This window comes from Candidatus Delongbacteria bacterium, from assembly GCA_020634015.1.
GTDB lineage: Bacteria > CAIWAD01 > CAIWAD01 > CAIWAD01 > CAIWAD01 > JACKCN01.
Map to the genome: position 1 here is coordinate 24,432 of JACKCN010000002.1, position 24,132 is coordinate 48,563.

Sequence of the window (24,132 nt, forward strand, 5' to 3'; positions counted from 1 at the left end):
GCGTTGCGAGCCGTGCCGGCGGGAAGGAGGGCCGGCAAACGGTCCGGGTTTCCCCGTTCCAGTTGAACCAGCCCGACAAAATGGAATTATCCTCAGCCAATGCAAGGCAATTCTCCAGCGTGAAAAAACACTGTCATGGCATGGCTGTGAATGGGATCCGAATCCTGGGGCCCGACAACAAGATCTGCGGCACCTGACGAGGATCCGGAGCTCCCCGCGCGAGGATTTCACTTTGCAAGAATAGTGCCGGGAGGGATTTCTTTCGCAAGTCTTTTTCCCTTGGCGGGCGGGCGGCGAATCGCCTCCTTTTTCGCGGCTCCCCAAAGCCGGAACCCAGGAATCCGCCGGGCGTGAGAACGCTGACGCCCGCAAGGAACTTGATCCGGCACTGTCGAAGCCCCCCCGCATGTTCGCGCTGCTTAACAAATTGTAAGCCTTTGTCCTGCCGCACGTCCACGACCGAACTGGATCCCGGAACGGATGTCCCGCGGAGGGGCCTTTGTGCCGCTGTTCAGCATGCAGGGAACGTCCTGGATCTGGGGGCCGTAAACCGGAACGGAAGTTGCATTCGACCCCGGTCTGATTGTCGCCTGCTGCAGGAGCATTCAGCCCCCACCGCGCTTGACACAGCTTGATCGAAAGGAACTGGAATGAACCTGTTGCGTTGGTCGCTTCTGCTGGCCATCTCGGCGAGCCCGGTACTGTCCGCGGAGCAGACGGCTCCCATGGCTGTGCCCGGAATGCACGTCTTCCAGTCCGCCGATCGCGACTGGAGCATGGAAATCCTGGATCAGTCGCCCGCGGGTCTCACGGTGGAGTTCCGGCTGAACCGGCTTGAGATCCAGCAGGATGGAGACCGGCACCTGCTCTTCGTTGACGGGCTCAACACCCTCTCCACGCCCTCCCTTCCCGAACTGCCCAGCTGGTCCGGAGTGTTCGCGGTGCCGCCGCGTGCCGGCCTGGGGCTGAACGTGCTGGAGAGTGATTCCCGTGTGATCGCGGGAGTGGTGCCGAGGGCTGCCGAGGACTGGCAGAGCGATTATCCCGGCAGCGGCCTGCCCGAGCGACGCGAGAATGCGCAGGTCTACGGCGGGGGACATTTTCCCGCACGTGTGTCCAGCTATGGCGAGCCCGCCCTCTGGCACGGAGTCCGGGTGGTGCCCCTGGACATCACGCCCTTCGACTGGAATGCCGCCAATGATGAGTTGACGGTATACACGCGTCTGCTCGTCCGCCTCGATTTCCAAGGCAATGACACACGCAACACGCGTGAGATCGATCGTCCTCTCTCGCGTCTGGCACGCGACATCGTCCGGCCCGACCTGCAGAATCCCGCCCAGCTGGACGCCGACGTCCGCCTGGATCCCCTCGAGCAGAGTTCACTGGGGCGCTATCTGGTGGTCATCATCGATGCGGGCATACCCTACCTGCAGCCCTGGGTCGACTGGAAGCGCCAGATGGGCTACGAAGTCACGGTGGTGGCCCAATCCGAGCTGGGCGGAACCCCGACCTTCGCCACGGTCAAACAGCGTGTGATGCAGGAATACACGGACAACGGGCTTGACTATCTGCTGCTGGTGGGGGACTACGATCTCACGCCACAGCTGTACAATCTGCCCTCCAACACGGTCCAGAGTGGTCAGCATGCCGAGGGGACCTGGGGTGGCGACATCGTCAGTGATCACGAGTACACCCTGCTGGAAGGCACCGACTATTTCCCCGAGATTCTGGTGGGGCGACTCTCGGTGGACTCGCACCAGCAACTCTCGACCCTGGTCACCAAGCTTGTGGCCTACGAGAAGACCCCGCCGATCAGCCAGACCGACAACTGGTACCGTGATGCATTGATGATCTACGATGTGGCGCTGGCCGGCAGCCGGCGTGAGACCAAACTGGCCGTGCGCGACCTGCTGTTCGCGGATGGCTTCGCCCACATCGACACGGTGCACAACGATTACTACAACAACAACCTCTCGCCGAGCATCGTGACCAACTTTGTCAATCAGGGCGTCAGCTTCGTGAATTATCGGGGCTACGGGCATCGTTACCAGTGGGTGGGCCCCGAGTTCGGTGTCACGCAGATCATGAACGACCTGAACAATTTCAATGCCTGGCCCGTGGTCACGTCCATCGTCTGTGGCGGGGGCGATTTCGGTTCCAACCAGTTCGATCCCTGTTTCGGCGAAGCCTGGCTGCGCGCCGCCACCGGTCCCAATCCCCGAGGCGCCGTGGCCTTCATCGGGCCTTCCGAGCTGGATACCCACACCAAATGGAACAACGCGATCGATCTGGGCATCTACCACGGCCTGCTGCACGAGCGCATCCACAAGATCGGCGCGCTGATGATGCGCGGCAAGACCGAACTCTGGACCCAGTTCCCCAACGAACGCATCGAGGACTGGAGTCCTGCGGGCGCCGGAAACTGCGTGCCACACTACTTCCACTCCTACAATCTGCTGGGTGATCCGGCGATGGAGGTGCGCACCATGGAGCCGCTGGCGCTTGCCCTGGATGCCCCTTCGGCCCTGGCCGCGGGCCCGCGCCAACTGCATCTCCGCGTCACGTCCAGTGATACTGGACAGGCGGTCGCCGGAGCCCATGCCTACTTCTACCAGGCCGCGTCACTCAGCGGCAAACTGGCCACCACCGACGCCAACGGCGATGCCTGGCTGGATCTGGGCGAACTTGAAACCGGAGACTATCTGCTGACCGTGCATGGCGTGAACCTCTATCCCGTGCAGCGCACGGTCACGGTCAGCGACATGCCCAGCGCCCTGGCCCTGACGGGTTTCACCGTGCAGGACGAAGACGGCAACGGCGACGGAACGCTGAACCCCGGTGAAGACATCGAACTGGTGCTGGACCTCTACGAGGCCGGCACCGATGGTCTGGCGCAGGCCGGCATGCTGAGTCTGGTTTCGACCGACGAAGGCCTGACCGTGACACAGTCCGAAGCCAGCATCGACCCGCTTGCCCCGGGTGGCGAGCAGCAGGTCGGCGGTTTCCTGCTCTCTCTGGACCCGCAGGCGCTTGATGGCGACACCTGTCCGCTGGACCTGTATCTCGATGGTGAGTGGGTGTCGCGCCTCAACCTGTCCGTGTCCGCGGCGCATTTTGCGGTGGATGCCATCAGCATCAGCCAGGGCGAATTCGAACCAGGCGCGATGGTGGAGTTCTCACTGAGGTTGCGACTGGAAGGCGAATACGATTCTCCCGAAGGATCGTTGCGCCTTCACGTGATCAGTGGTGGCGTGGACCTCCAGGACGAGCTGGGCAGCCTGCCGGCCATCTCCCGGAACGGACAGGGTACCGCCGGACCCTTCACGATGACCCTGTCGGAAGAGCTGCTGCCGGGCACCCAACTGGCCTTCGAGCTCGAGTTCACGGCTCTCGATTCCCGGCCGCTCGACCGGCGTCCCTGGAGCGTGACCATCGGCACACCCGGTGTCCAGGATCCGCTGGGCCCCGATGCGGCCGGCTACGTGATCTACGATTCCGGTGACACGGGTCACGAGCAGGCTCCGGCCTTCATCTGGGAAGACATCAGCAGCTTCGGTACTCCCCTCAACATGCACGACGAACAGGATTCCTGGTGGAATGGTGGCATCGATGGCGACAGCCGCGTGGTGGACCTGCCCTTCATGTTCACCTACTACGACCAGATCTGGGCCACGCTCACCGTCAACAGCAATGGCTGGGTGGCCATGGGCGACCAGCACGAGCACGTGAGCGGTCACAACACCACCCTGCCCGCCGCCCAGGGAGCCCCCGGAATGGTGGCCGTGTTCTGGAACGATCTCTACAACCACACCGGCAGCGCCCCCTTCGGGGATGTCTACACCTGGTACGAGCAGGGCACGGGCGAATTCATCATCCAGTGGCACAACATGCGCCCGACCGAATCCTCCAGTTTTCAGCAGTTCCAGCTTGTGCTGCGGGATCCCCAGGTCTGGCCTACCGAATCGGGCAATGCCCAGATGCTGATGTATTACAACCAGGTGACTCCCGCCACCGGCGAGAATGCCACCACGGTGGGCATCCAGGACTATCTCCACCAGGTGGGGCTGCAGTACGCGTTCAACAATGTGCTGGCCAGCACGAGCGCTCCTCTGGCCAATGGTCTGGCCCTGCTGGTGACCCAGGGACCCGTGCTCGAGAGCACGTCCGTTGGCGCACATGACGCGCGCCCGACCGATTTCCAGTTGCTGGCGATGGCGCCCAATCCCTTCAATCCGTCCACCATGGTCAGCTATTCGCTGGGCAGCGAGGCCCGCCTGGGCTGGACCCTGTGCAATCTTCTCGGGCAGCAGGTCGCCAGCGGGCGCACCGAACGAGTGGCGGCCGGCGAACACAGCTTCCGTCTGGATGGCGCCAGCCTGGCCAGCGGAGTCTACTTTCTGAGGCTGGAGGCCACCATGGCCGACGGCACGAAGCACTACCGGACCGGCAAGCTGGCGCTGGTGCGCTAGCCGTTCCGGATTGACAGGACATTCAGCGCACCCCGGTGGGTTCCTCCGCCGGGGTGCGCTGTCCCAGGGCCTTCGGAACGTCCTCACGCCTGCTTTGGCCCTGCCCGTGCAGTTCCCTCCGCCTTCCTATCTTCCTGCCCAAAAGAAACCGCCAATCGCCCATGTCGTGCCACCAGTCATGAATCGCCTTGCCCTCATCCTCCCACTCCTGCTCCTGCTGAGTCTGCAGCTGAAGGCGACCGTGACCCTGGAAGGGCGGCTGCGTGACCGCACGGACGGTGATGCAGTGGCGGGCGCGCTGCTCAGCATTGACGTGCTCGCGCGGCTGACCACCAGCGACGGGCAGGGAGCCTGGCAGTTCCAGAACCTGCCGCCCGGCAGCTGGGTCCTGCGCGTGCATCATCTGGCCTACCGGGATCTGGAGCAGGTGATTCATGTCGGCAGCGCCGAGACTCCTCCCCTGGAGTTGATGCTGGAGCCCCGGGTGCTGGTGCTGCCTGAGCTGTCCGTGCAGGGCGGCGGGGAGCCGGGTGTGATCCAGCAGGACGGACCCGGGCGCAGTCATCTGCGGGTTCCCGCTGGCGCGACGGAGGATCTGGCCGAACTGGCCGCGCACTTTCCCGGCGTGCGCGTGATCCGGGAGGGCGGAGCGGGTGCGGTGGCCACACTCAGCGTGGACGGCAGCCCGGCCAGGGAAGTGCTGGTCTGCGTGGATGGTGTGCCACTGAATGCGGGTGGCAGCCATGCGGTGGATCTCAACCGACTGACACTGGGCCCACTGGAAAGCCTGGAATTCCGCCGCGGCGCGGACCCGGCCCGCGGAGCACTGGCCGGCGTGCTGAACCTTGTGACACGACGACGCCCCGATCCCCGGCAGCGTCTGGATCTTGAGTGGGTGAGGCCGGATGCCCGCTCGCTGGCGCTGGGGCTGCAGCATCGTCCGGGGCGCGGGTTGCTGGATGCGGGGCTGCGTTTCCAGCGCGGAAATGGGCGTTACGACTACACCGACCCCCAATCCGGCCTGCGGCTCGAGCGCCGCAACACGGACTCCCGCCGTGATGCGTTCTCGCTGGGCTGGCGCCCCGATCGCGGAATGCTGGAATCCGTGGGGCTGTCCTGGCACCGGCGGGAGGGCGGCATTGGTGACCGCATCGATCTGAGCGACCAGTGGCCCCTGCGGGAAGAGGAGTCCAACAGCAGCCTGCAGGCCCTGTTCCGCAAGGGACCGGCCAGCAGCGGCAGGCTCTGGATCCAGGACGACCGGCGTGTGACGCGTGGATCGCTCTGGGGCCCGCGCGAGGAGCGCGAGCGCAGCATCGGTCTTGCCATGGAACACGAAGTGGTCCGTGCCGGGCGTGTGTTCCAGCCGGGTTGGCGCCTGGAGGGGCGCGCCCTGACGTTTGATGCCGAGTACAGGAACGATGTGCTGAACGCCCGGCGTGACGAGCTGCGGCCCGTGCTGTGGCTGCGTTCTTCCCGGCTCAGGCTGGAAGCCGGACTTGAAGGCTGGCGTGACGAGCGCCGTCTGCACGCGGTACCCATCGCGCTGCTGGAAGCCTTGCAACCGCTGCGGGCGACGGGAAGCGGTCCCGAACTGGGTCTGTGGGCGCAGGCCAGCCAGGGAGCGCGCATGCCTTCCTTCCTTGAGAGATTTCCCGTGGGCGGCACGGAGCTGGAAGCCAATCCGGACCTTGATCCGGAACGCTTTCGTCAACTGACTCTGGGGCTGCGCGCCCGCATCGGCACGGATGCCCGCTGGGTCAGTGCCGAAAGCGGTGTCTCACAGCGGGACGCCCGCGACCTGATCGTCTGGCGCCAGAGTCAGGCTGCGGCCTGGAAGCCCTTCAATCTGGGGCAGGCCCGGATCCGGCAATGGTACCTGTCGCTGCAGGCCCGGCCGGCCGCAGGTTGGGACTGGCTGGGCGAGCTGCGGCTGGCCGATTCGCGCAATCGGACGCCGGGCATCAACGCGGGACGCTACCTTCCCCTGCGTCCATTGAACGAATGGCGTGCGCGTCTGGACTGGAGCAGCCCGGGAGTCGACCCCTGGAAACTGGGGCTGGAATGCCGGGGAGCCGGGCGCAGTTTCGCGGGCGAGTCCAATCTGGACGGGCTGGACGCTGCCGCGCTGGATCCTTGGTGGGTTCTGGACCTTTCGCTGGGACGTGAGCAGCGCGTCAGGCGCTTGAGCTGGGGATGGGGCCTGTCCCTGGAGAACCTGCTGGACAACGAGTTGCGAATGGTCCCCAAGGTGCCGCTCCCGGGGCGCAGTCTGCGACTGGGAGTCTGGTTGATCCATTCATGAAGGAAGCGATGAAGCCGACTCTGACAATGATGATGTGCCTTGCACTTGCCAGCCTGCTGTGTTCATGCGAGGACTCGACGAACTGGCAGACGCTGGAGGGCGGATTGGCCGGGCAGGTTCTGGTGCTCAATTCCGGCTCGGGCACCAACAGTCTGTCACTCTGTGATCCCGGGCGGCTGCAGGTCCAGCGGGATGTGGCCCCCACGGCGCTGCTGCCCAACCATGCCTTCCAGCAGGGCGATCGTCTCTTCGTGACCTGTTCTGGCGATGATCGCATCGTGTCCTACGCCCTGGGCGACAGCAGCCTCGAGGTACTCGAGAGCTGGAGCCTGAACGCTCTCGACGGGCGCCAGGCCGGAGAATTGGTCTACACTCCGTGGAGTTCACTCTTTTTTGGCGGCGAGATCTATACCAGTCTCAGCGCGCGCAACGAAATCTCGGCGATTCCGGAGACCGGTGACAGCCTGCGGGCTTTCGCCACCGGCAGTTGGCCTCAGGGACTCTGTCTCTCGGGTGACACTCTGTATGTGGCCTGTACCGGTTTTTCCCTCAGTACTCTGGAATTCGGCCCGGGCACCGTGCGCGCACACCGGCTGCCGTCGGGTGAGGAGCTGTGGCGCACGGAGGTGGGCGCCAACCCTCAGCGGCTGGCTCTGACTCCCGCGGGGGAGCTGCTCGTGCTCTGTTCGGGGGACTACGTTCTGCGGGAGGGCCAGCTGGTCGTGCTGGATCCCCGAAATGGTGCGGAAAGCTGGAATCTGCCGCTGGGAGATTTTCCCGGGGCGATGGCTCTGGATGGACGTGATCTCTGGCTGGCCGCCTGGGGCCAGTACGACCTGCAGCCCGGAGGCACCCAGGAAGGGCATGTCACGCGCGTGTCGCTGGACGAGCGCGCCTTCGATCGGGGGCCGGAAAATCCCTGGCGCGTCCAGGCCGGAGCCACGGACCTCTGCCTGGCCGGCGGTCGTCTGTTCGTGAGCTGCTATGCCCAGGACGCACTCTGCGTGATCCAGGGTGACAGCCTGCTGGAGTGCCTGCCCGTGGGGCACGGCCCCGGCGCACTGTTGCTTCTGGAATGACACGCACACACACGCCCGACAAACTTCTGGAGGGAGGATTGCCATGGTTCGGTTGACCCGGATCTACACCCGTACCGGCGATGGCGGCCACACGCGTCTGGGCGACGGCAGTGAGACGGCCAAGAACAGTGCCCGGGTGGAGGCCTACGGCTGTGTGGACGAACTGAATTCCGTGCTGGGCATGGTGCTCTGCGAGACGGAGCTGGACGCGGACACGCGCCGGGAGCTGGAGCGGATCCAGAATGAACTCTTCGATCTGGGTTCCGATCTGTGTGTGCCCGGCGAAGCGGGTGCATCCCTGCGCATCGGGGCCGAGTACGCCCAGCGATTGGAGCAGGCCATTGACCGCGCCAACGCGGATCTGCCCAGTCTGGACAGTTTCATCCTGCCCGGTGGCTCGCGCGCGGCGGCGACCCTGCATCTGGGGCGCACGGTCTGCCGACGGGCCGAGCGTCGTTTGCTGACCCTGATCGATGAAGAGGGCGACGCGGTCAATCCTCAGGCGCTGATCTATCTGAACCGGCTCAGCGATCTGCTTTTCGTGCTGGCCCGGGTGGCCTGCCGCGGTGGACGCGAGGTGCTCTGGGTTCCGGGCGGGCAGCGAGACTGAGCCCTGCCCATGCCAGTGAGCGCTCTCCGGCAGCCGCGCCGCCTTGCTCTTGTGAGAGCCAGATGCTAGACTTGCGGGCTCCGGCCGGAAGCCGGATCGGGTTTCCCGGCCACGACACTGCCGGGTCCCGCTGGGCGATCCAGGGGCGTCCGCAAGCGAACGCCTCGCCAGTTTCAGGTGTGCAAGCGGCCAGATTCCATGTTCGACTCTCTCCAGGACCGTTTTGAAGGCATCGTCCGCTCACTGAGGGGACAGGCCCGGATCTCGGAATCGAACATCGAAGAAGCCGTGGCGGACATTCGCCGCGCCCTGCTGGAAGCCGACGTCCATGTGAAGGTGGTGCGCGATTTCATCGCCACCATCAGCGAAAAGGCCCTGGGTGCCGAGGTGCTGAAGAGCGTCTCCCCGGGGCAGCAGTTCACCAAGCTGCTCAATGATGAATTGACCGAGCTGCTGGGCGGCCACGCGGAACCGATCCGCTGGGTGCGCGGTGGCCCCACGGTGATCATGATGGTGGGCCTGCAGGGAAGTGGCAAGACCACCTCCGCCGGCAAGCTCGCCGCCCTGTTGAAGAAGAAGGGGCGCAAGCCCTTCCTGATCGCCGCCGACATCTACCGCCCCGCGGCCGTGGAACAGTTGGTGGTACTGGGCAAGCAGATCGGAGTCCCGGTCTTCACGCCCGTGGACCAGGATCCTCTGCGCACGGCCGTCGAGGGTCTGGCCGAAGCGACTCGCCGGGGTGCCGACACGGTTCTGCTGGACACAGCGGGCCGGCTGCACATCGCCGAAGACATGATGCAGGAGCTCGAGCGCATTCGCGAGACCCTGCAACCGGCTGAAATCCTGTTCGTGGCCGACGCCATGATCGGTCAGGATGCGGTGAACGCGGCGGGCGAGTTCAATCGCCGGCTCGAATTCACGGGCGTGATCCTGACCAAGCTGGATGGCGACACGCGCGGCGGTGCCGCGATGTCCATCCGCAGCGTGACGGGCAAACCGGTCAAGTTCGTGGGCGTGGGCGAAAAGCTCGACGCCCTTGAGCAGTTCCACCCCGATCGCATGGCCCAGCGCATCCTGGGCATGGGCGATGTGGTCACTCTGGTCGAGAAGGCCCAGGAGCAGATCGACCGGGTGGATGCGGAAAAGATGGCGGGCAAACTTGCCCGCGCTGAATTCGACCTGGAAGACTTTCTGAGCCAGATGCAGGTGATCAAGCGCATGGGTCCTCTCGAGGGCCTGTTGAAGATGATCCCGGGCATCGGCTCGAAAATCAGCCAGCTCAACATGGATCCGAAATCGCTGGTGCGCACCGAGTCGATCATCCATTCGATGACGAAAGCGGAGCGCAAGCAGCCCACCCTGATCAACGGCAGCCGCAAGCGCCGGATTGCCCGGGGAGCCGGGCGCAGCGAGAATGAAGTGCAGGCCCTGCTGACCCAGTTCACCCAGATGAAGGGCGTGCTGAAGCAGATGGCCTCTTTCGGCGGGTTGGGCAGTCTGATGGGTGGTGGAGGCGCAGGTGCCGAACCCGGTGCGGCACCGGGTCGGATGCCCATGCTGCCGGGAATGCCCGGCATGCGGCAGTTTTCCACCAAGCCGGGTCGGGCCAAGAGCAAGAAGAAAAAACGCTGAGATTGCCGGAGTAAGGATTCCGGCCCCACTGACGACAGGAGTATCATGGCTGTCAAGCTGCGGCTGACCCGTCTGGGTCGCAAGAAACGCCCCTTCTACCGCATCATCGCGGTGGACTCGCGCCAGCGGCGCGATGGTAGTTACCTGGAGAGCATCGGCACCTACAATCCCCTCGGGGAATCTGCGTCGATCTCCATGAACCATGAGCTGGCCCTGAAGTGGCTCGGTTACGGTGCCCAGCCTTCGGACACGGTCCGTTCGCTGCTCTCCCGCAGTGGCGTGCTGCTGCGCTGGGACCTTACCAAGCGCAAGGCCACCCCGGAGCAGATCGAAGAAGCGGTCAACGCTCACCTCAAGCTGCATGGCGACAAGATCCAGGCCCGTGTGCAGGAGCGCAGCGCCAAGGCCGAAGCGGCCCGCAAGCTCGAAGAGGAGAAGGCTGCCAAGGAATTGGCCCAGGCGCAAGCTCAGGCTGCCGCCGCCGCCGCTCCTGCCGAGGAAGCTGCTCCCGAGGACGCGCCCGCTGACGAGGCCCCCGCAAGCGAAGAGAACGCCGGCTGAGCAATCCGCCGGACCGGGTTTTCGTGAACCGGTGCGCCCTGCATGCAAGAATACATTGACATCGGTCGCATCCTGCGCCCCAAGGGCCTGGATGGGGAACTCTGGGTCGAGGCCTGGTCCGATGATCCGGGGCGCCTGGTCGATCTGGATGAGTTCTACTTCCTGCGGGACGGACGACGCCAGCGCCTGGAGCTGAGCGACGCGGTATTCGAGAACGGCAAGCTGCTGGTTCGCTTCACGGGTGTGGACGATCGGGATTCGGCCGAGTTGCTCAAGGGCATCGTGTTGCAGATCCATCGTCGTGACCTGCCGGAGCTGGACCCCGATGAATTCTTTCTGGCGGATCTGGTCGGTCTGGCGGCGGAACTGGAAGATGGTCGCCCGGTGGGCCGCGTGGATGATGTCATGGACATGCCCGCCAGCCCGCTGTTGGTGATTGTCTGCGGCGAACACGAGGCGCTGGTGCCCGTGATCCGCGAGTTCCTGACCGAGGTTGACGTGCCCGGTGGACGAGTGGTGATTCGCCCCATCGACGGAATGCTGCCCAAGGGCATGCTGGACACAGCGGCCCGACTGAAGGAAGAGACCGATGGTCATTGAGATCATCACACTCTTTCCCGAGATGTTTCGCGGGCCGCTGGATGAATCCATCGTTGTGCGCGCACGGCGCGCGGGTCTGGTGGACATCCGGGTACACGATCTGCGGGACTGGACCGACGGCCCCCACCGCAAGGCGGATGACGACCCTTTCGGTGATGGCGCGGGCATGGTGATGAAGGCGGAACCGTTGATCCGCTGTGTCACTGAACTCAAGTCGAAGGCCACCCTCCCGGTGACGGTTGTGCTGCTGAGCCCCCAGGGGCCACTCTGGAAGCAGGAGCAGGCCCGGGTGATGGCCAGGGAAGAGAGCCACCTGCTGTTGGTGTGTGGCCACTACAAGGGCGTGGACGAGCGCTTCATCGAGCGCTGCGTGGACCGCGAGATCAGCATTGGCGATTACATTCTCTCCGGTGGGGAGCTGGGCGCGATGGTGCTGGTCGATTCTCTGGTGAGACTGCTGCCCGGTGCGATTGGTCGGGCGGAATCAGCGGGCACCGATTCTCTTGAAGACGGCCTGCTGGATGCACCACAGTACACGCGCCCTGCGGAATTCGAAGGGATGGCGGTGCCCGAGGTGCTGCTTTCCGGGCATCACGCCCGCATCGAGAGCTGGCGAGCCGAGCAGCGCCGCCAGCGGACACGGGAAAAACGGCCGGATCTGTTCCGGCTTTTCGAAGAGAAACTGAACAAGACCCAATAGAACGAGGATTGACCCATGAGCCTGCTCAAGAACTCCTGGGACCCCGGCCTGCGAACGGACCTGCCCGAATTCGGCCCCGGTGATACGGTGGATGTGCATGTGCGCATCATCGAGGGCAACAAGGAACGTGTGCAGATCTACACCGGCGTGGTCATCGCCCGCAGTGGCGGAAACTCCATCACCGCCACCTACACGGTGCGCAAGGCGGAGAAGGGCTTCGGCGTCGAGCGTATTTTCCAGCTGCACAGCCCCAAGATCGAGAAGGTGGTCGTGCGCCGTCGCGGCATGGTGCGTCGCGCCAAGCTGTACTATCTGCGCCAGCGCTCCGGCAAGGCGGCACGCATCCGCGAAAAGTCCACTCGCTAGTTGATTGCGGGCCCCGCCGGTTCAGGCCGGCGGGGTTTCCCTGCCCATGACTCCTGCCTCCTCTCCCGCGGCCCTGCGCCGCAGCGTGCGGCTGGCCCTGCTCACGGCGGTGGCCGTCTCACTTGGTTACACCCTGATGACACTTCCCATCGAACTGGTCACCTTCACCGTGGTGCTCGCCGGTGTGCTCTGTGGTCCACGGGGCGGTCTGGCCGTGGGACTGATGACCCAATTCATCTATGGGGGGTTCAATCCCCTTGGCAGTGCCTTCGGCATGCCCTGGCTCTTCGCGGCCCAGTTGCTTGGCATGGGTACCGCCGGTTTGCTGGGCGGAATCCTTGCCCCTTTCCTGCGGCGTCCCGGTTGGAGCGCATCGTTGTTGGCCAGCCTGCTGGGCCTCCTGATCACCGCTTTCTCGCAGGCACTGCTCTCACTGTCCTTCGCTGTGGTCAGCGAGAACCCCGGTGTGTTCTGGACCTGGTTGCTGACCGGTTCCGTGTTCACCGTTGGATATCTGGCCTGGAACGCCATGGTCTTCGCTCTGCTGCCTTCCCTGAGTCGCCGGCTGCAGGGTTCCTTCATGGATGAGGACCTGGTCTGATGAGGCACCCAACGAGAATCTGTCAGGATGCTGGCCTTGCAGCAGGCGTTGTGCCAGCGGAGGGTGCTGGCCTTGCAGCAGGCATGACGCCAGCGGAGGTTGCTGGCCTTGCAGCAGGCGTTGTGCCAGCGGAGGATGCTGGCCTTGCAGCAGGCGTGGCGCCAGCGGAGGCTGCTGGCCTTGCAGCAGGCGTTGTGCCAGCGGAGGGTGCTGGCCTTGCAGCAGGCGTCGTGCCAGCGGAGGATGCTGGCCTTGCAGCAGGCGTCTTGCCAGCGGAGGGTGCTGGCCTTGCAGCAGGCGTCGTGCCAGCGGAGGTTGCTGGCCTTGCAGCAGGCGTTGTGCCAGCGGAGGGTGCTGGCCTTGCAGCAGGCATGACGCCAGCGGAGGTTGCTGGCCTTGCAGCAGGCGTTGTGCCAACGGAGGTTGCTGGCCTTGCAGCAGGCGTTGTGCCAGCGGAGGTTGCTGGCCTTGCAGCAGGCGTGGCACCAGCGGAGGTTGCTGGCCTTGCAGCAGGCGTTGTGCCAGCGGAGCTTGCTGGCCCTACAGCAGGCGTTGTGCCAGCGGAGGATGTTGGCCTTGCAGCAGGCGTTGTGCCAGCGGAGGGTGCTGGCCTTGCAGCAGGCATGACGCCAGCAACCAGATCCCGCACACCCAGCTTCGCCCTGTGGCTTGGCATGTGTTGTCTGCTGCCGATGCTGGCCAGAGCGCAAGCACCGGCAGACAGTGCGAATGTGTCCAATTCCCTGCGAGTGTTCACCGCGCTCGACTCCAGCCATGTCGTCATCGTACCGGAAAGTGACATTGCGGATTCCAGCGGCAGCCTGGCATTGCCGGACTCGCTCCGCCCGGCCCCGGATACCGTCCTCACCGGCTACAGAGCATTGCGCCGCAGTTTTCGGCGACTTGCCCCCCGCACCGGAATGGCCGCACCGGGAAGCCTGTTGCCTGACAACGGCACCGCCGGAGATCTTGTGGCAAGTGTTGTGGACACACGTCCCGGCCAACACCACCAGAGGCCCTGGCCGGACCGCAGCGTTGAGGATCTGGCCGACGAGCTGCAGCGCTGGACCCTGGGCCCACAACTGGATGCCGGGCAGATCGGGCAGCGCCAATTCCTGGCGCTGGATGGCATCGACGACCGCTCGGGAGGAGTGCTGCTGGACGGCGAGCACCTGCACAACCGCCTGGATGGCCGCAGCGACCTCAGTTGGCTCAGCGCCAACCTGCTGCGCCGTGAGACTCTGGATCCCTGGCAGCGCATGGCCCCCGGCTATCCGGGGGGCGTGATCCAGCTTGAGACACGCTCCGTGGGTGATTCGGTGGAAGTGCAAGTCGACTGGATGGACGGCTTCCTTGGGCTCGTGACCAACGATGTGGTGGCAAGCAGGCCGCTGGGGCGTGGTGGGCTGCAGGTGGGCACGCGTCAGGTATACACACACGAACGGATTCCGGGGGCCAAGGCCCAGGAGAACCTTTTCTTCGGGCACTGGGAGCATCCGCTGCCCGCGGGCTGGCTGGTGCGCCTGGACAAACGCCTGCTGCGCATCAACGGCAGCCTGCTGAACACGGGCGACGATCGCGAGATCCACCAGAATCTCAACCGCCTGCGACTCTGGCAGGAACGCAGTGCGTGGCCCCTGTTGCTGGCGATTGACGCACAGAGCCGCTGGGATCAGTACCTGTACAAGGTCGATCGCCGGGTGGACGACCGCGGCGATTTCAAGCGTCTGGAACTGCAGGGACGCAGCAAGGCCGACAGCACGGGGAAGGCGCTGGGACTGGGTGTCTGGGCCGAGCGCCAGCATCTGGGCAGTGTGGATCTGAACCGCGTGTTGACGGAACAGGGCACACATGGCAACTGGACTCTGAAATCGTCCACGGGCCTGCGCTGGACTGGCAGCGGGCGTCTGGGAGCGCGCAGCGATCGTCGGACCGCATTCTGGGATCTGGGACTGGGGCTTGACGGGCGACTGGACGGGCTGCCCCTGAGCTGGCAGGTTCTGGGACAAAGAGGGCGGCATGCTCCCTGGCCGGACCAGCTCTGGATGACCCGAGTACCCGGCGAGCGCGAGCAGACGTCCAACCCATGGTTGCGTTTCGCGGAAGCCACGCTGCTGCCAGATCCCCGTCTGCCCGACACACGCTGGCAGCGCGAGGAACTTCGCCTCGGCTGGCACGGTGCCTGGCCCGGAAACGGCCAGGGACAGGTTTCCCTTCGACTCTGGCGCCTGCACCTGCACGACCAGCCCACGGAGCGCGAGCTGGCGGACGACAGCGGAAACTGGCAGTGGGAGCCGGTGAATCGCGTGCAGGATGGCGCTCAACTCATCGTCGAAGGTCAGCCCGCTCGCCGTCTGAGCCTGCGGATCGCCCAGGCCTGGTTCCCCGAGAGCGAGCAACCTCTGACACGCGAAGCGCCCACCTTCATCAGCGATGGCGCTCTGGGCTGGCACAACCGCTTCTTCGGTAGCGAACTGGACTTTCACGCCACGCTCGGCGCGCATCACGAATACGGTGCGGTCAATTCTCTGGGGCAGGATCTCTGGACACGCCCCGAGCTTTGGTTGCAACTGCACGCCCGCCGCGGCCACTTCACCCTCTGGTGGACCTTCCGCAATCTGCTGCACGCCCGCAATGCCCGCATGGAAGGGCTTCCTCTGAATGGCTACGAGGAGATTCTTGGCGTACGCTGGGACTTCGCGGATTGAGAGATCCCGCGCGGGAAGCGACTTCACCGCTCACATCACACAGATACGCGAAGAAACCCGGGCACACGGATTCCGCAGAATCGTGTGCCCGGGCTTTTCAATCCAGGATCAGAACGAGGTCTGCTTCTCGGTCTGGTTGTTGGCGTCGATCACCGTGATGCCGGTGAAGGCCACTGGGGCCAGGCTGAGAGTCATGGTGCCGGCACCGACCATGGTGAACGAGGACACGCCTTCGCCAAGGAGAAGGCTGGCGCGCACAGGTCGCTGAGTGTATCGCAGCAGATGGTGGTCACCCTCAGGGTCGATGGTCCAGTCGAAAACATGCAGCCCTCATGCCGGGCCGGAACCTGTCTGCCCTGGAACATGCACCGGACCTGTTGCAGGACACCGACAGCATCACGAGTGCTTTTCGCGGCAGCACCGGGAGTTTCGCCATTCCAGTGACTCCTGTCCCTGCTCCCCAGGCTGAAGCATGACCAGCTCTGGAAACAGCCGCGACAGTACTCCTGGAGCCCGGCGGATGTCGCGGACCCGCGCTCGTTGGCGACAGACAGACCAGATCGCTGACCGAGAGTGCTTGCTTTCCTTCAGGACCTCCAGAAGAGCCGAGTTCCGGTGGGACGACCCCGACTTGAACGAGGGCGTAGCCTGACCCGCGCCGCGATCCGCTGGGTGTGATCGGCCCGCCGTCAGTGCTAACGATGTTATTGAATTCTGACACGAACGAGCCCGGGGCGAGGAGCGCGGAATCGTGATCCAGATTGCGACAGATTTTACACAGCGTGAACAAATCGCAGGCTGGACAGATGTGGCAAAGTCAATATTGACAAGGGTCTGATCACGAGGATTTCTGGCACTCTCCTTGCAAAACCAACAACAGCAATCAAACACATCAGTCAAGCCATCAATCAACGCTTCGCTCGGCAGGGGCCTCGCTCCGTGCCGCTGACGCTCCGGGAGGTTTCATGAGTCCAGCACGCATTCCATCCAGTCTGTTCCACGCTGTGCTGCTGGCCGGTTTCTGCGCTCTTGCGGCGCAGGCGGTGCCGCAGTACACGGTCAGCAATGGTTCCAGCATCATCGATGTGCACGTCGATCCCTACTTCCTCGATCCAGGGGACGATGTGATCGACTTCTACAGCTACGGCAGCCCGCAGAGCAGCTCGGCCAACACGGGCTTCGAGCAGCTCAACACGGCCCTGATCTATCTGACGCTCGACGATCAGGGCAACTATGGCCTGGTGACGGTCATGGACAAATGGGGCGGGGGCGGCGGCAGTGCCAGCCTGAGCTACTCGGGCCTGCCACTTGGGTCAACCGCGTCGCTCAATGACGATCCCGGTGATCCACACTCCTTCAACCCGGCCACGGGCAGTGGCACGAACTCCTGGAACTGGTCCAACTGCTGCACCGACGGCGCGGCCTGGAGCCTGCCCGATTCCAACAATTTCCAGATCACGATGAACTACACCTTCAACTCGGGTCTGGACACTCTGCGCTTCATCACCTTCGATCCCTGCGACCAGAGCCAGCTGCTGTTCTTCGACCTGGATGTGAGCCAGCCCGTGGTACTGACGGCCACCGACGGCGGCCAGCCGCTGCCCGACTGCAACGACAACGGCGCCGCGGACTTCTGCGACATTTCCGATGGCACCAGTCAGGACTGCAACAGCAATGGCATTCCCGACGAGTGCGAGGAAGACTGCAACGGCAACGGGCTGCACGACAGTTGCGACATCGCCACGGGCGCCAGTCTCGACTGCAATCTGAATGGCATTCCCGACGAATGTGAGACGGACTGCAACGCCAATGGCATCCCGGATGACTGTGACATCGCCAGCGGATCCAGCGCCGACTGCAACGCCAACGGCATTCCCGATGACTGCGAGATCGACTGCAACCTGAACGGCATCCCCGACGACTGTGACATCGCGCTGGGCACCAGCCAGGACTGCGACCAGAACGGCGTGCCTGACGAGTGTGATCCCGATTGCGACGACAACGGCACTCCCGACGCCTGCGAAGCTGATTGCGATGGCAATGGCACGGCCGATGTCTGCGAATGGACTGACTGCAACAACAACGGCCAGCTTGACATCTGCGACATCCTCAGTGGCGCCAGTCTGGACTGCAACGCCAACGGCCTGCCCGATGAGTGCGAGGACGGCTATGTCGACTGCAACGTGAACGGAATCTGGGATCTGTGCGACATCGCCATGGGCACCAGTCTGGACGAAGACCAGAACGGCGTGCCCGACGAATGCGAAGGCACGGCGGGAGCCAATGACCGTCCGGTCGACTTCGGCCTGCTGGGGAACTACCCCAACCCCTTCAATCCGAGCACGGTCATCGAATTCGGTCTGGCCGAGACGTCTCCGGTCCGGTTGGCGGTGTATTCCGTGGATGGGGCCCTGGTGCAGGTGCTGGTGAACGGCATGCAGGAACGTGGTCTGCATCGTGTGGTCTTCGATGCCGACCGGCTGGCCAGCGGCGTCTACCTCTACCGCCTTGAGAGCGACGGAAAGCTCGACAGCCGGAAGATGCTCCTGGTGAGGTAGTTCTCGCAACCCATGCGACATGAACCCCTTGCCGGCGCCCTGCGTTGGCAAGGGGTTTTTCCGCCCCTCAGGTTCCTGTGATCCTTGGCGGAATGGACTGTCGACCCGGCGGACGGCCACTGCCGTGACCCAGTTGCAGTACAGAATCCAGACAACGAACGACAGCTGAAGGAACAGATGATGAAGCGAACACACACCATTCTCGGGGTCCTGGCGCTTGCCGCCCTGGCGACACAGGCCGGCGCGGCAACCGATGTCTCCGGGAGCGCATACGGTGCCTGGGCGGCCGGGACCTACCGCGTGACCGGCGACCTCTCGGTGGCCACCGGCGATACACTGACGCTGGCTGCCGGAGTCGTGATGAAGTTCCTGCCCGGAGCGGGCCTTAACTGCAACGGCACCGTGCTGGCGCTGGGCACTTCCGTCGACCCGATCGTCTTCACTTCGCGTGACGATGACAGCCACGGCGAAGTCCTGGGGGATTCGGATGGCACTCCTGCTGCCGGTGACTGGGACGGTCTGTACTTCAATGGATACCTGGGCGGTATCGGAGGCGGAGACTTCAGCAATTGTCTGCTGCGCTATGGTGGTGGAAACTCCAACTCGTCCAACCTGTACACGTACTACACGGACGGGTTCCGCTTCATCGACTCCCGTTCCGAGTTCAGCTTGGTGCACGGCATGAGAGTGCAGGCGGGATTGCTGGAAATCAGCGGAAGCGAATTCCACGGCAATGGTCTGCATGGCATTTCCGGGGAGTCGAACGCCGACCTGATCATCGTGGACTGCCTGTTCAGCGACAATGTCGATAGCGGCGCCCGGTTGAGCGGCGTGAGACCCGCTCGCATGGGTGGCAACGGCGGGACTGGCAACGGGATGAACGGCCTGGCCTTCCAGGGCACACTGTCAGGGCGCTGTGCTCTGTCGGCCAACGCTCCCGGTTTTCCCTTCGTGCTGTCAAATACCCTGACCGTCGGAACGGCAGATACCCTGGAAATCGGGCCCGGCTGCATCATCAAGTGCGAAAACGTGGCAAGCATCAACTCCACCGGCCATCTGATGTTGAACGGGACCCAGGACAGTCTGATCGTCTTCACCTCGATCCATGACGATTCGATCGATGGTGACACCAACGGGGATGCGGAGTCGATTCTGCCCGGCCCGGGTGACTGGTTCGGCATCTACTCCAATGGCTACCTGAGCTCGCTGGGTATCTGCCATGCGCAATGGGCGTCCTTCCTCTATGGCGGCGGCAACTCCTGGAATGCTGCCCTGTATCTGTACTACTCGGACGAGGCGAACCTCACCCACTGCGAATTCGGCTACAGCGCCGTGTCCGGTGTGCGTGCCACATCCGGATCTCCCGTGGTGCAGAACTGTTCATTCACCGGAAATCAGGGCAATGGCATTCTGGGCAGCAATACGGGTATGTCTCTGGAAGCATGCAGTTTCAGTGACAATGTGCTCTACGGTGCCCGGCTGGACGGAACACCCAGTTCGCATGGCGGAGGCAACAGCGGGTCCGGCAACGGATCGAACGGTATCGCGATGAGCGGTACTGCTGCCGGATCCATCACCTGGGGTGCCAATCAGTCCGATTTCTGCTACATCTTGCTGGGCCTGCTCAGCATTGGATCGGGTGACACGCTCAGTCTGGCTCCGGCCACGGTCGTGAAGGCGACCAGTACCAGCCAGTTGAACGTCTACGGAACCCTGCTCTGCCCCGGCACCGAAGCGGATCCGATCATCTTCACCAGTCACAATGACGACAGTGCGGGCGGTGACACCCACAACGACATGGATGCGGTTGCCCCGGCGCCCGGCGACTGGCGCGGCATTCAGCTGTACGGTTACCTGAGCAATCAGGGGATGGCCGATTTTGATTGGTGCAACATGCGCTATGGCGGCGGGAGCAGCCTCAACACGAATCTGCTGGGATACTACAGTGATCAGGGCAGTTTCGACAATTGCCGATTCGACTACAGTCTGCAGGATGGAGTGCTGACCCAGCATTCTCTGTTCGAGATGCAGGACTGCAGTTTCACGGGCAATCTGGGCAACGGCCTGCGCACGCCGAGTGGGGCCTCGCCTTCGCTGTTCGGTTGCATATTCAACGGCAATGGCAACTACGCCGCCCTGCTGTCTGCCGACCAGAACAACTACGGAGGCAACTCGGGCAGCGGCAATGGATTCAATGGCATCGGAATTCAGGGAAATCTTGGATCGAACCTCACCTGGCAGGCCAATGATCCGGATTTCGTCTACATCTTCAGCGGCGATTTCTCGATCGGTCTGGGCGATACGCTCTGGCTTGAAGAGGGACTGACCGCCAAGTTCCAGCCCGCGGCCACCTGCGCCGTCTATGGGGTGCTTCAGGCCATGGGCAGCGAGCTGAACCCAATTCTGATCACATCCATCCGCGATGATGCCTGGGGCGGCGACACCAACAACGATGGCGCGGCCAGTGATCCGGCAGCCGGTGACTGGGAAGGGTTCTATCTGTATGGCTATCTGGGCAACACGGGCGTGGGCGAATTCACCCACACACATATGCGCTACGGAGGCGCCGCGCCCTTTGGTGCCATGGTCAAGCACTACTACTCCGACTCGGGGCAGTACTCACATGTGCAGCTCAGCCAGAGCGCCGATCACGCCATCGAGACGATTCAGTCCTCGCCCGTGCTGGCACACAGCCAACTGACGGACAATGCAGGGAATGGTGTCCACATTTCCTCGGGCACTCCGGTGCTGGGAGCCGTCGATCAGTCGGCCGGGGGGTTCAATACCTTCACGGGCAATGATGGAGGAGGATATCAGGTCTGGAGCAATACGGCGTCGGTGATCCAGGCGTACTACAACAACTGGGGCACCTATGATGCCATCACGATTGACGATCATATCCGCGACAACGAGGAATCCGCGGCGGGTGAGGTGCGGTTTGCTCCCTTCATCACCCTCGAGGGACCGCCGCAGTTCGTGACCATCCAGGTCGACAATCAGGCCGACACCGTGCACCTGTACTGGGCGCCCGTGCTGAACGCCATTGGCTACACTGTCTACAGCAGCGACTCGCCCTGGTCGGGCTTCACCCTGGATGAGAGCGGCACCTTCAGTGATGCCAGCTGGGTGGCGCCCAGGACCTCCGACTTGAAGAGCTATCTGGTGCGCGCCGTGACGCCGTGATGACACGGAAGCGCCTTCTCGGATGAGACAATACCACAAGGGGCAGGGTCACACGACCCTGCCCCTTGCTCTTTTTCGGTCGAATGTGCTCAGCACCCGCCCGACTTCTTCTTCTTGCCGGCATTGCCGCTGGAGATCACGGGCGGCGGTGCGCTGACCGTGGGCTTGGTCTCGGCGCCACTGAACCAGGCGGCCAGTTCGGCCCGGCGCTGGTCCGCGGCCCTGCCCGCCTCGCTCCAGTCCCCGCTGGGAGTGGGTTCCAGCACCGAATGGATCCAGTTGTCGACTCCTCCCTCCAGCAGCAGATAGCTGGGACCATTGGGCCAGGTGCTGAGGAAGTCCGTGGCCGTATCCTTCTCGGCCAGCAGCACGACTCGCATGCCCGGCAACAAACCGGCAGGTGCCACGGCCGGGTCGTCGATCGCATGCAGGTTCGGCAGATGCAGGGCATCTCCCCGGCCGCTGAGATCCACCAGATACAGGGAAGGATCCCGGCGGATCACGGCATCGGCCAGTTCCACAGGGGCCAGGCTACCGGGTGTCCGGGCCAGCGCGGCACCCGGAGTGACCGGTCCTCCCGTGACGGCCGCGATCACGCCCAGCAGCACCAGAGCACCCACGACCGCATACTTGGCACCATGGTCCCTGACCACGGTCTTCTCAAGGTGCAGCCCGGAGTTCTCAAGGCGCTCCTGCATGATGCCTTCCACCTTCTCGGCACCCACGAAGGCCGCCAGAGCCACCAGCGCGATGATCACCGCCAGCCAGGAACCGGAGAGTCCCAGCAAGGTGGGGAAGGTGCTCACCTCGCCCGCCCCCGAGTGATACAGGGCGTCCATGAAGGGAATGCCATCCACGCCCAGCGCGAAGGCCATTGTGCCGATGAAGACTCCCAGCAGCACCACCAGCGCATCCAGCTTGCCCGAGACGAGCGACACGAAGGCCGTGCCGGGGCAGAGTCCGCTGATGATGAACCCGACTCCCAGCAGGAACCCCCCCACGATCTGGGGGGCCAGAAAGGTGGGATTGATCCAGACCTGCCCCAGGTCCACCAGATTCCAGGACTGCATGGCGTACAACCCGCCCATGGCCACGATGATCGCGGTGAACATGACCTTGAAGACGGTCATGTCGTACAGGTAGAACTGGGCGGCCAGCTTTCGACCATTGCCGAATCCGGCGCGTTCGAGGGCGAAACCGAACACGGCGCCAATCACCAGGGCGGTCAGCAGACCGCCTTCGTTGCCCAGGATGCCGCTGGGCACGACGGGAAATGTCACAGCCATTGTTTCCTCACGAACCAGGCGACCGAGTACCCTCCCGCGAACACCATCATCATGAAGGCCCAGCTGCCGCTGGCCAGCGCCGCTCCGCCGGAGAGCGCCTGGCCCGAGGTGCAGCCGCGCCCCAGTGCGGCCGCGAATCCCATGATGATGCCACCCAGCAAGGCCAGCCAGAGACGCCCGCCCCGGCTGATCCGCGGGCTGCGCACGACTTCGGACTTCAGGCGGCCAGCGGTCAGTGCCGCCAGAAAACCCCCGATGAGCACACCGATGACCTGGATCACCAACCAGTTGGAAAGGGGATTGCCCCGTGTCACGTAGCTGCCGAAGGCGGAACTGCCTTCGGTCCATTCGGGGCTGAAGATGTCGCACGCCCCGGCGAGCACACGCTTGGGAAACGCGCTGGCGCCCAGGCCCTGCCCGGCGACCACGAAGGCGGCCAGCAGGGCGAGGCCCAGCAGCAGTCCGGCGAGGTAGGGGTTCCAGTAGGGTTTTGTGTTCATGGCACCCTCAATTCAGGCTGATGCTGCCGGCGGACATCCAGTGCGAATGTTGTCCGGCGTAGATCATGATCCAGCGCAGCGCAAAACCTCCGGCCAGCACCATCAGGGCAGCGGCGCGACCGGGCACGGCGCGATGTTTGTACTCGATGAATTCGGCCAGCGCGGGAGTGAACAGGCCAAGGCCCACCACCAGGCTCCAGAAGGCGGCCGTGTACGGTCCGCCGAAGATCAGCTGCACGGCCTGCAGCGAGGCCTCGCCGCCCGAGGCCAGCCCGATGATCCAGAGCGCCAGGATGCCCAGTTCCGAAAGGATCAGCAGAAAGTCGATGAAGCCCAGAAAGCGCCGCTCCGACTCCTTGAGCTTGAACAGCAGCATGAATGCGGCGCCCGTGGAGACTCCCGAGACCAGGAACAGGGGCCCCAGCAGGGAGCTGTTCCAGAAGGGGCGACTGGGAAATGCGCCCAGCAGAATGCCCGTATACAGCCCCAGGATCGAGCCGCTGATGATGCTGAGGGCGGCGAAATTGCGCTGGGAACGCAGGCTCCAGTCCGACCAGGTCCGCAGAATGGGCAAGCGGCGCACAATGGCCTCACGCCAGCTGGCGGGTGTGTCAACCCAGGCCATGTGTGCCGACACCGGATAGACCAGCAACAGCACCCAGGCACCCCAGCTCATGGGTGTGTAACTGCGCAGGATCAGGTAGAAGCGCCAGGCGTTGAAGCGGTTTTCCAGATCGATGAACAAGCAGAGCATGCCCGCACTGATCAGCACCAAGTTGGCCCAGGGCAACAGGCCCAGAGCCAGCGAGGGCGGATCGTCGCGCCGCCAGAGACGCATCGCGCCGGACAGAACCATGATTCCGGCCACGATGCCACCCAGAAACAGGTAAACGGCCACTTCACCGTGCCAGACCTCGAGGCTGGGGTCGATCATCGGATTCTGCCGGGTGGTGGTGATTTCCAGCAAGATGACC

General features: G+C 63.9%; 16 protein-coding genes. 13 read left to right on the forward strand and 3 right to left on the reverse strand.

Annotated features, from left to right (window positions below):
* Positions 1-650 precede the first annotated feature (650 nt).
* The 13 genes from H6678_04235 (at position 651) to H6678_04295 (ending at position 21,372) form a co-directional block, all read left to right on the forward strand.
* Entirely contained in the window at positions 651-4,469 is a 3,819-nt protein-coding gene (locus H6678_04235; protein ID MCB9473000.1) for a hypothetical protein, read from the forward strand.
* Between the two features lie 178 nt (positions 4,470-4,647).
* Positions 4,648-6,774 carry a TonB-dependent receptor gene (locus tag H6678_04240; GenBank protein ID MCB9473001.1) on the forward strand — a complete coding sequence of 709 codons (2,127 nt, stop codon included), beginning with the start codon at positions 4,648-4,650 and terminating at the stop codon, positions 6,772-6,774.
* An 8-nt stretch (positions 6,775-6,782) separates the two neighbouring features.
* Positions 6,783-7,853: a PQQ-binding-like beta-propeller repeat protein gene (locus tag H6678_04245; protein ID MCB9473002.1), complete on the forward strand. Its 1,071-nt coding sequence runs from the start codon at positions 6,783-6,785 to the stop codon at positions 7,851-7,853.
* A gap of 43 nt (positions 7,854-7,896) precedes the next feature.
* A complete protein-coding gene (locus H6678_04250) occupies positions 7,897-8,463 on the forward strand; it encodes a cob(I)yrinic acid a,c-diamide adenosyltransferase (GenBank protein ID MCB9473003.1) in 567 nt (188 codons plus the stop codon).
* 198 nt (positions 8,464-8,661) lie between these two features.
* Positions 8,662-10,095 carry a signal recognition particle protein gene (ffh, locus tag H6678_04255; protein ID MCB9473004.1) on the forward strand — a complete coding sequence of 478 codons (1,434 nt, stop codon included), beginning with the start codon at positions 8,662-8,664 and terminating at the stop codon, positions 10,093-10,095.
* 45 nt (positions 10,096-10,140) lie between these two features.
* A complete protein-coding gene (gene rpsP / locus H6678_04260; protein MCB9473005.1) occupies positions 10,141-10,656 on the forward strand; it encodes a 30S ribosomal protein S16 in 516 nt (171 codons plus the stop codon).
* Between the two features lie 42 nt (positions 10,657-10,698).
* Complete coding sequence (gene rimM, locus H6678_04265; GenBank protein ID MCB9473006.1) at positions 10,699-11,256, forward strand: 16S rRNA processing protein RimM; 558 nt, start codon at positions 10,699-10,701, stop codon at positions 11,254-11,256.
* On the forward strand, positions 11,246-11,956 hold the full coding sequence (gene trmD, locus H6678_04270) for a tRNA (guanosine(37)-N1)-methyltransferase TrmD (GenBank protein ID MCB9473007.1): 711 nt from the start codon (positions 11,246-11,248) through the stop codon (positions 11,954-11,956). The genes rimM and trmD overlap by 11 nt, the downstream gene beginning before the upstream one ends.
* 15 nt (positions 11,957-11,971) lie before the next feature.
* The gene (gene rplS, locus H6678_04275; GenBank protein MCB9473008.1) at positions 11,972-12,322 is read left to right on the forward strand and encodes a 50S ribosomal protein L19; all 351 of its coding nucleotides are present in this window, start codon (positions 11,972-11,974) and stop codon (positions 12,320-12,322) included.
* Between the two features lie 46 nt (positions 12,323-12,368).
* Positions 12,369-12,923 carry an ECF transporter S component gene (locus H6678_04280; protein MCB9473009.1) on the forward strand — a complete coding sequence of 185 codons (555 nt, stop codon included), beginning with the start codon at positions 12,369-12,371 and terminating at the stop codon, positions 12,921-12,923.
* A 941-nt stretch (positions 12,924-13,864) separates the two neighbouring features.
* A complete protein-coding gene (locus H6678_04285; protein MCB9473010.1) occupies positions 13,865-15,631 on the forward strand; it encodes a hypothetical protein in 1,767 nt (588 codons plus the stop codon).
* 965 nt (positions 15,632-16,596) lie between these two features.
* Positions 16,597-18,189, forward strand: a complete 1,593-nt coding sequence (locus tag H6678_04290) for a T9SS type A sorting domain-containing protein (GenBank protein MCB9473011.1) — start codon at positions 16,597-16,599, stop codon at positions 18,187-18,189.
* Positions 18,190-18,369: 180 nt separating this feature from the next.
* On the forward strand, positions 18,370-21,372 hold the full coding sequence (locus tag H6678_04295; GenBank protein MCB9473012.1) for a right-handed parallel beta-helix repeat-containing protein: 3,003 nt from the start codon (positions 18,370-18,372) through the stop codon (positions 21,370-21,372).
* Between the two features lie 89 nt (positions 21,373-21,461).
* Here H6678_04295 and H6678_04300 read toward each other — a convergent pair whose 3' ends face one another.
* The 3 genes from H6678_04300 to nrfD are packed head-to-tail and all read right to left on the reverse strand — an operon-like array spanning position 21,462 to position 24,125.
* Positions 21,462-22,658, reverse strand: coding sequence for a YeeE/YedE family protein (locus tag H6678_04300; protein ID MCB9473013.1), 1,197 nt, complete (start codon positions 22,656-22,658; stop codon positions 21,462-21,464).
* Positions 22,649-23,158: a YeeE/YedE family protein gene (locus tag H6678_04305; protein ID MCB9473014.1), complete on the reverse strand. Its 510-nt coding sequence runs from the start codon at positions 23,156-23,158 to the stop codon at positions 22,649-22,651. Before H6678_04305 ends, H6678_04300 begins: the two co-directional genes overlap by 10 nt.
* A gap of 7 nt (positions 23,159-23,165) precedes the next feature.
* Positions 23,166-24,125, reverse strand: a complete 960-nt coding sequence (gene nrfD / locus H6678_04310; GenBank protein MCB9473015.1) for a polysulfide reductase NrfD — start codon at positions 24,123-24,125, stop codon at positions 23,166-23,168.
* Positions 24,126-24,132: the final 7 nt, after the last annotated feature.

Excerpts from the sequence above, each read along its gene's own strand:
- H6678_04235 (MCB9473000.1), top strand. The coding sequence starts at position 651 with ATGAACCTGTTGCGTTGGTCGCTTCTGCTGGCCATCTCGGCGAGCCCG.
- H6678_04295 (MCB9473012.1), top strand. The coding sequence starts at position 18,370 with ATGAAGCGAACACACACCATTCTCGGGGTCCTGGCGCTTGCCGCCCTG.
- H6678_04290 (MCB9473011.1), top strand. The coding sequence starts at position 16,597 with ATGAGTCCAGCACGCATTCCATCCAGTCTGTTCCACGCTGTGCTGCTG.
- H6678_04240 (MCB9473001.1), top strand. The coding sequence starts at position 4,648 with ATGAATCGCCTTGCCCTCATCCTCCCACTCCTGCTCCTGCTGAGTCTG.
- rplS (MCB9473008.1), top strand. The coding sequence starts at position 11,972 with ATGAGCCTGCTCAAGAACTCCTGGGACCCCGGCCTGCGAACGGACCTG.
- H6678_04245 (MCB9473002.1), top strand. The coding sequence starts at position 6,783 with ATGAAGCCGACTCTGACAATGATGATGTGCCTTGCACTTGCCAGCCTG.
- H6678_04280 (MCB9473009.1), top strand. The coding sequence starts at position 12,369 with ATGACTCCTGCCTCCTCTCCCGCGGCCCTGCGCCGCAGCGTGCGGCTG.
- rimM (MCB9473006.1), top strand. The coding sequence starts at position 10,699 with ATGCAAGAATACATTGACATCGGTCGCATCCTGCGCCCCAAGGGCCTG.
- H6678_04305 (MCB9473014.1), bottom strand. The coding sequence starts at position 23,158 with ATGAACACAAAACCCTACTGGAACCCCTACCTCGCCGGACTGCTGCTG.
- ffh (MCB9473004.1), top strand. The coding sequence starts at position 8,662 with ATGTTCGACTCTCTCCAGGACCGTTTTGAAGGCATCGTCCGCTCACTG.
- trmD (MCB9473007.1), top strand. The coding sequence starts at position 11,246 with ATGGTCATTGAGATCATCACACTCTTTCCCGAGATGTTTCGCGGGCCG.
- rpsP (MCB9473005.1), top strand. The coding sequence starts at position 10,141 with ATGGCTGTCAAGCTGCGGCTGACCCGTCTGGGTCGCAAGAAACGCCCC.
- H6678_04300 (MCB9473013.1), bottom strand. The coding sequence starts at position 22,658 with ATGGCTGTGACATTTCCCGTCGTGCCCAGCGGCATCCTGGGCAACGAA.
- H6678_04250 (MCB9473003.1), top strand. The coding sequence starts at position 7,897 with ATGGTTCGGTTGACCCGGATCTACACCCGTACCGGCGATGGCGGCCAC.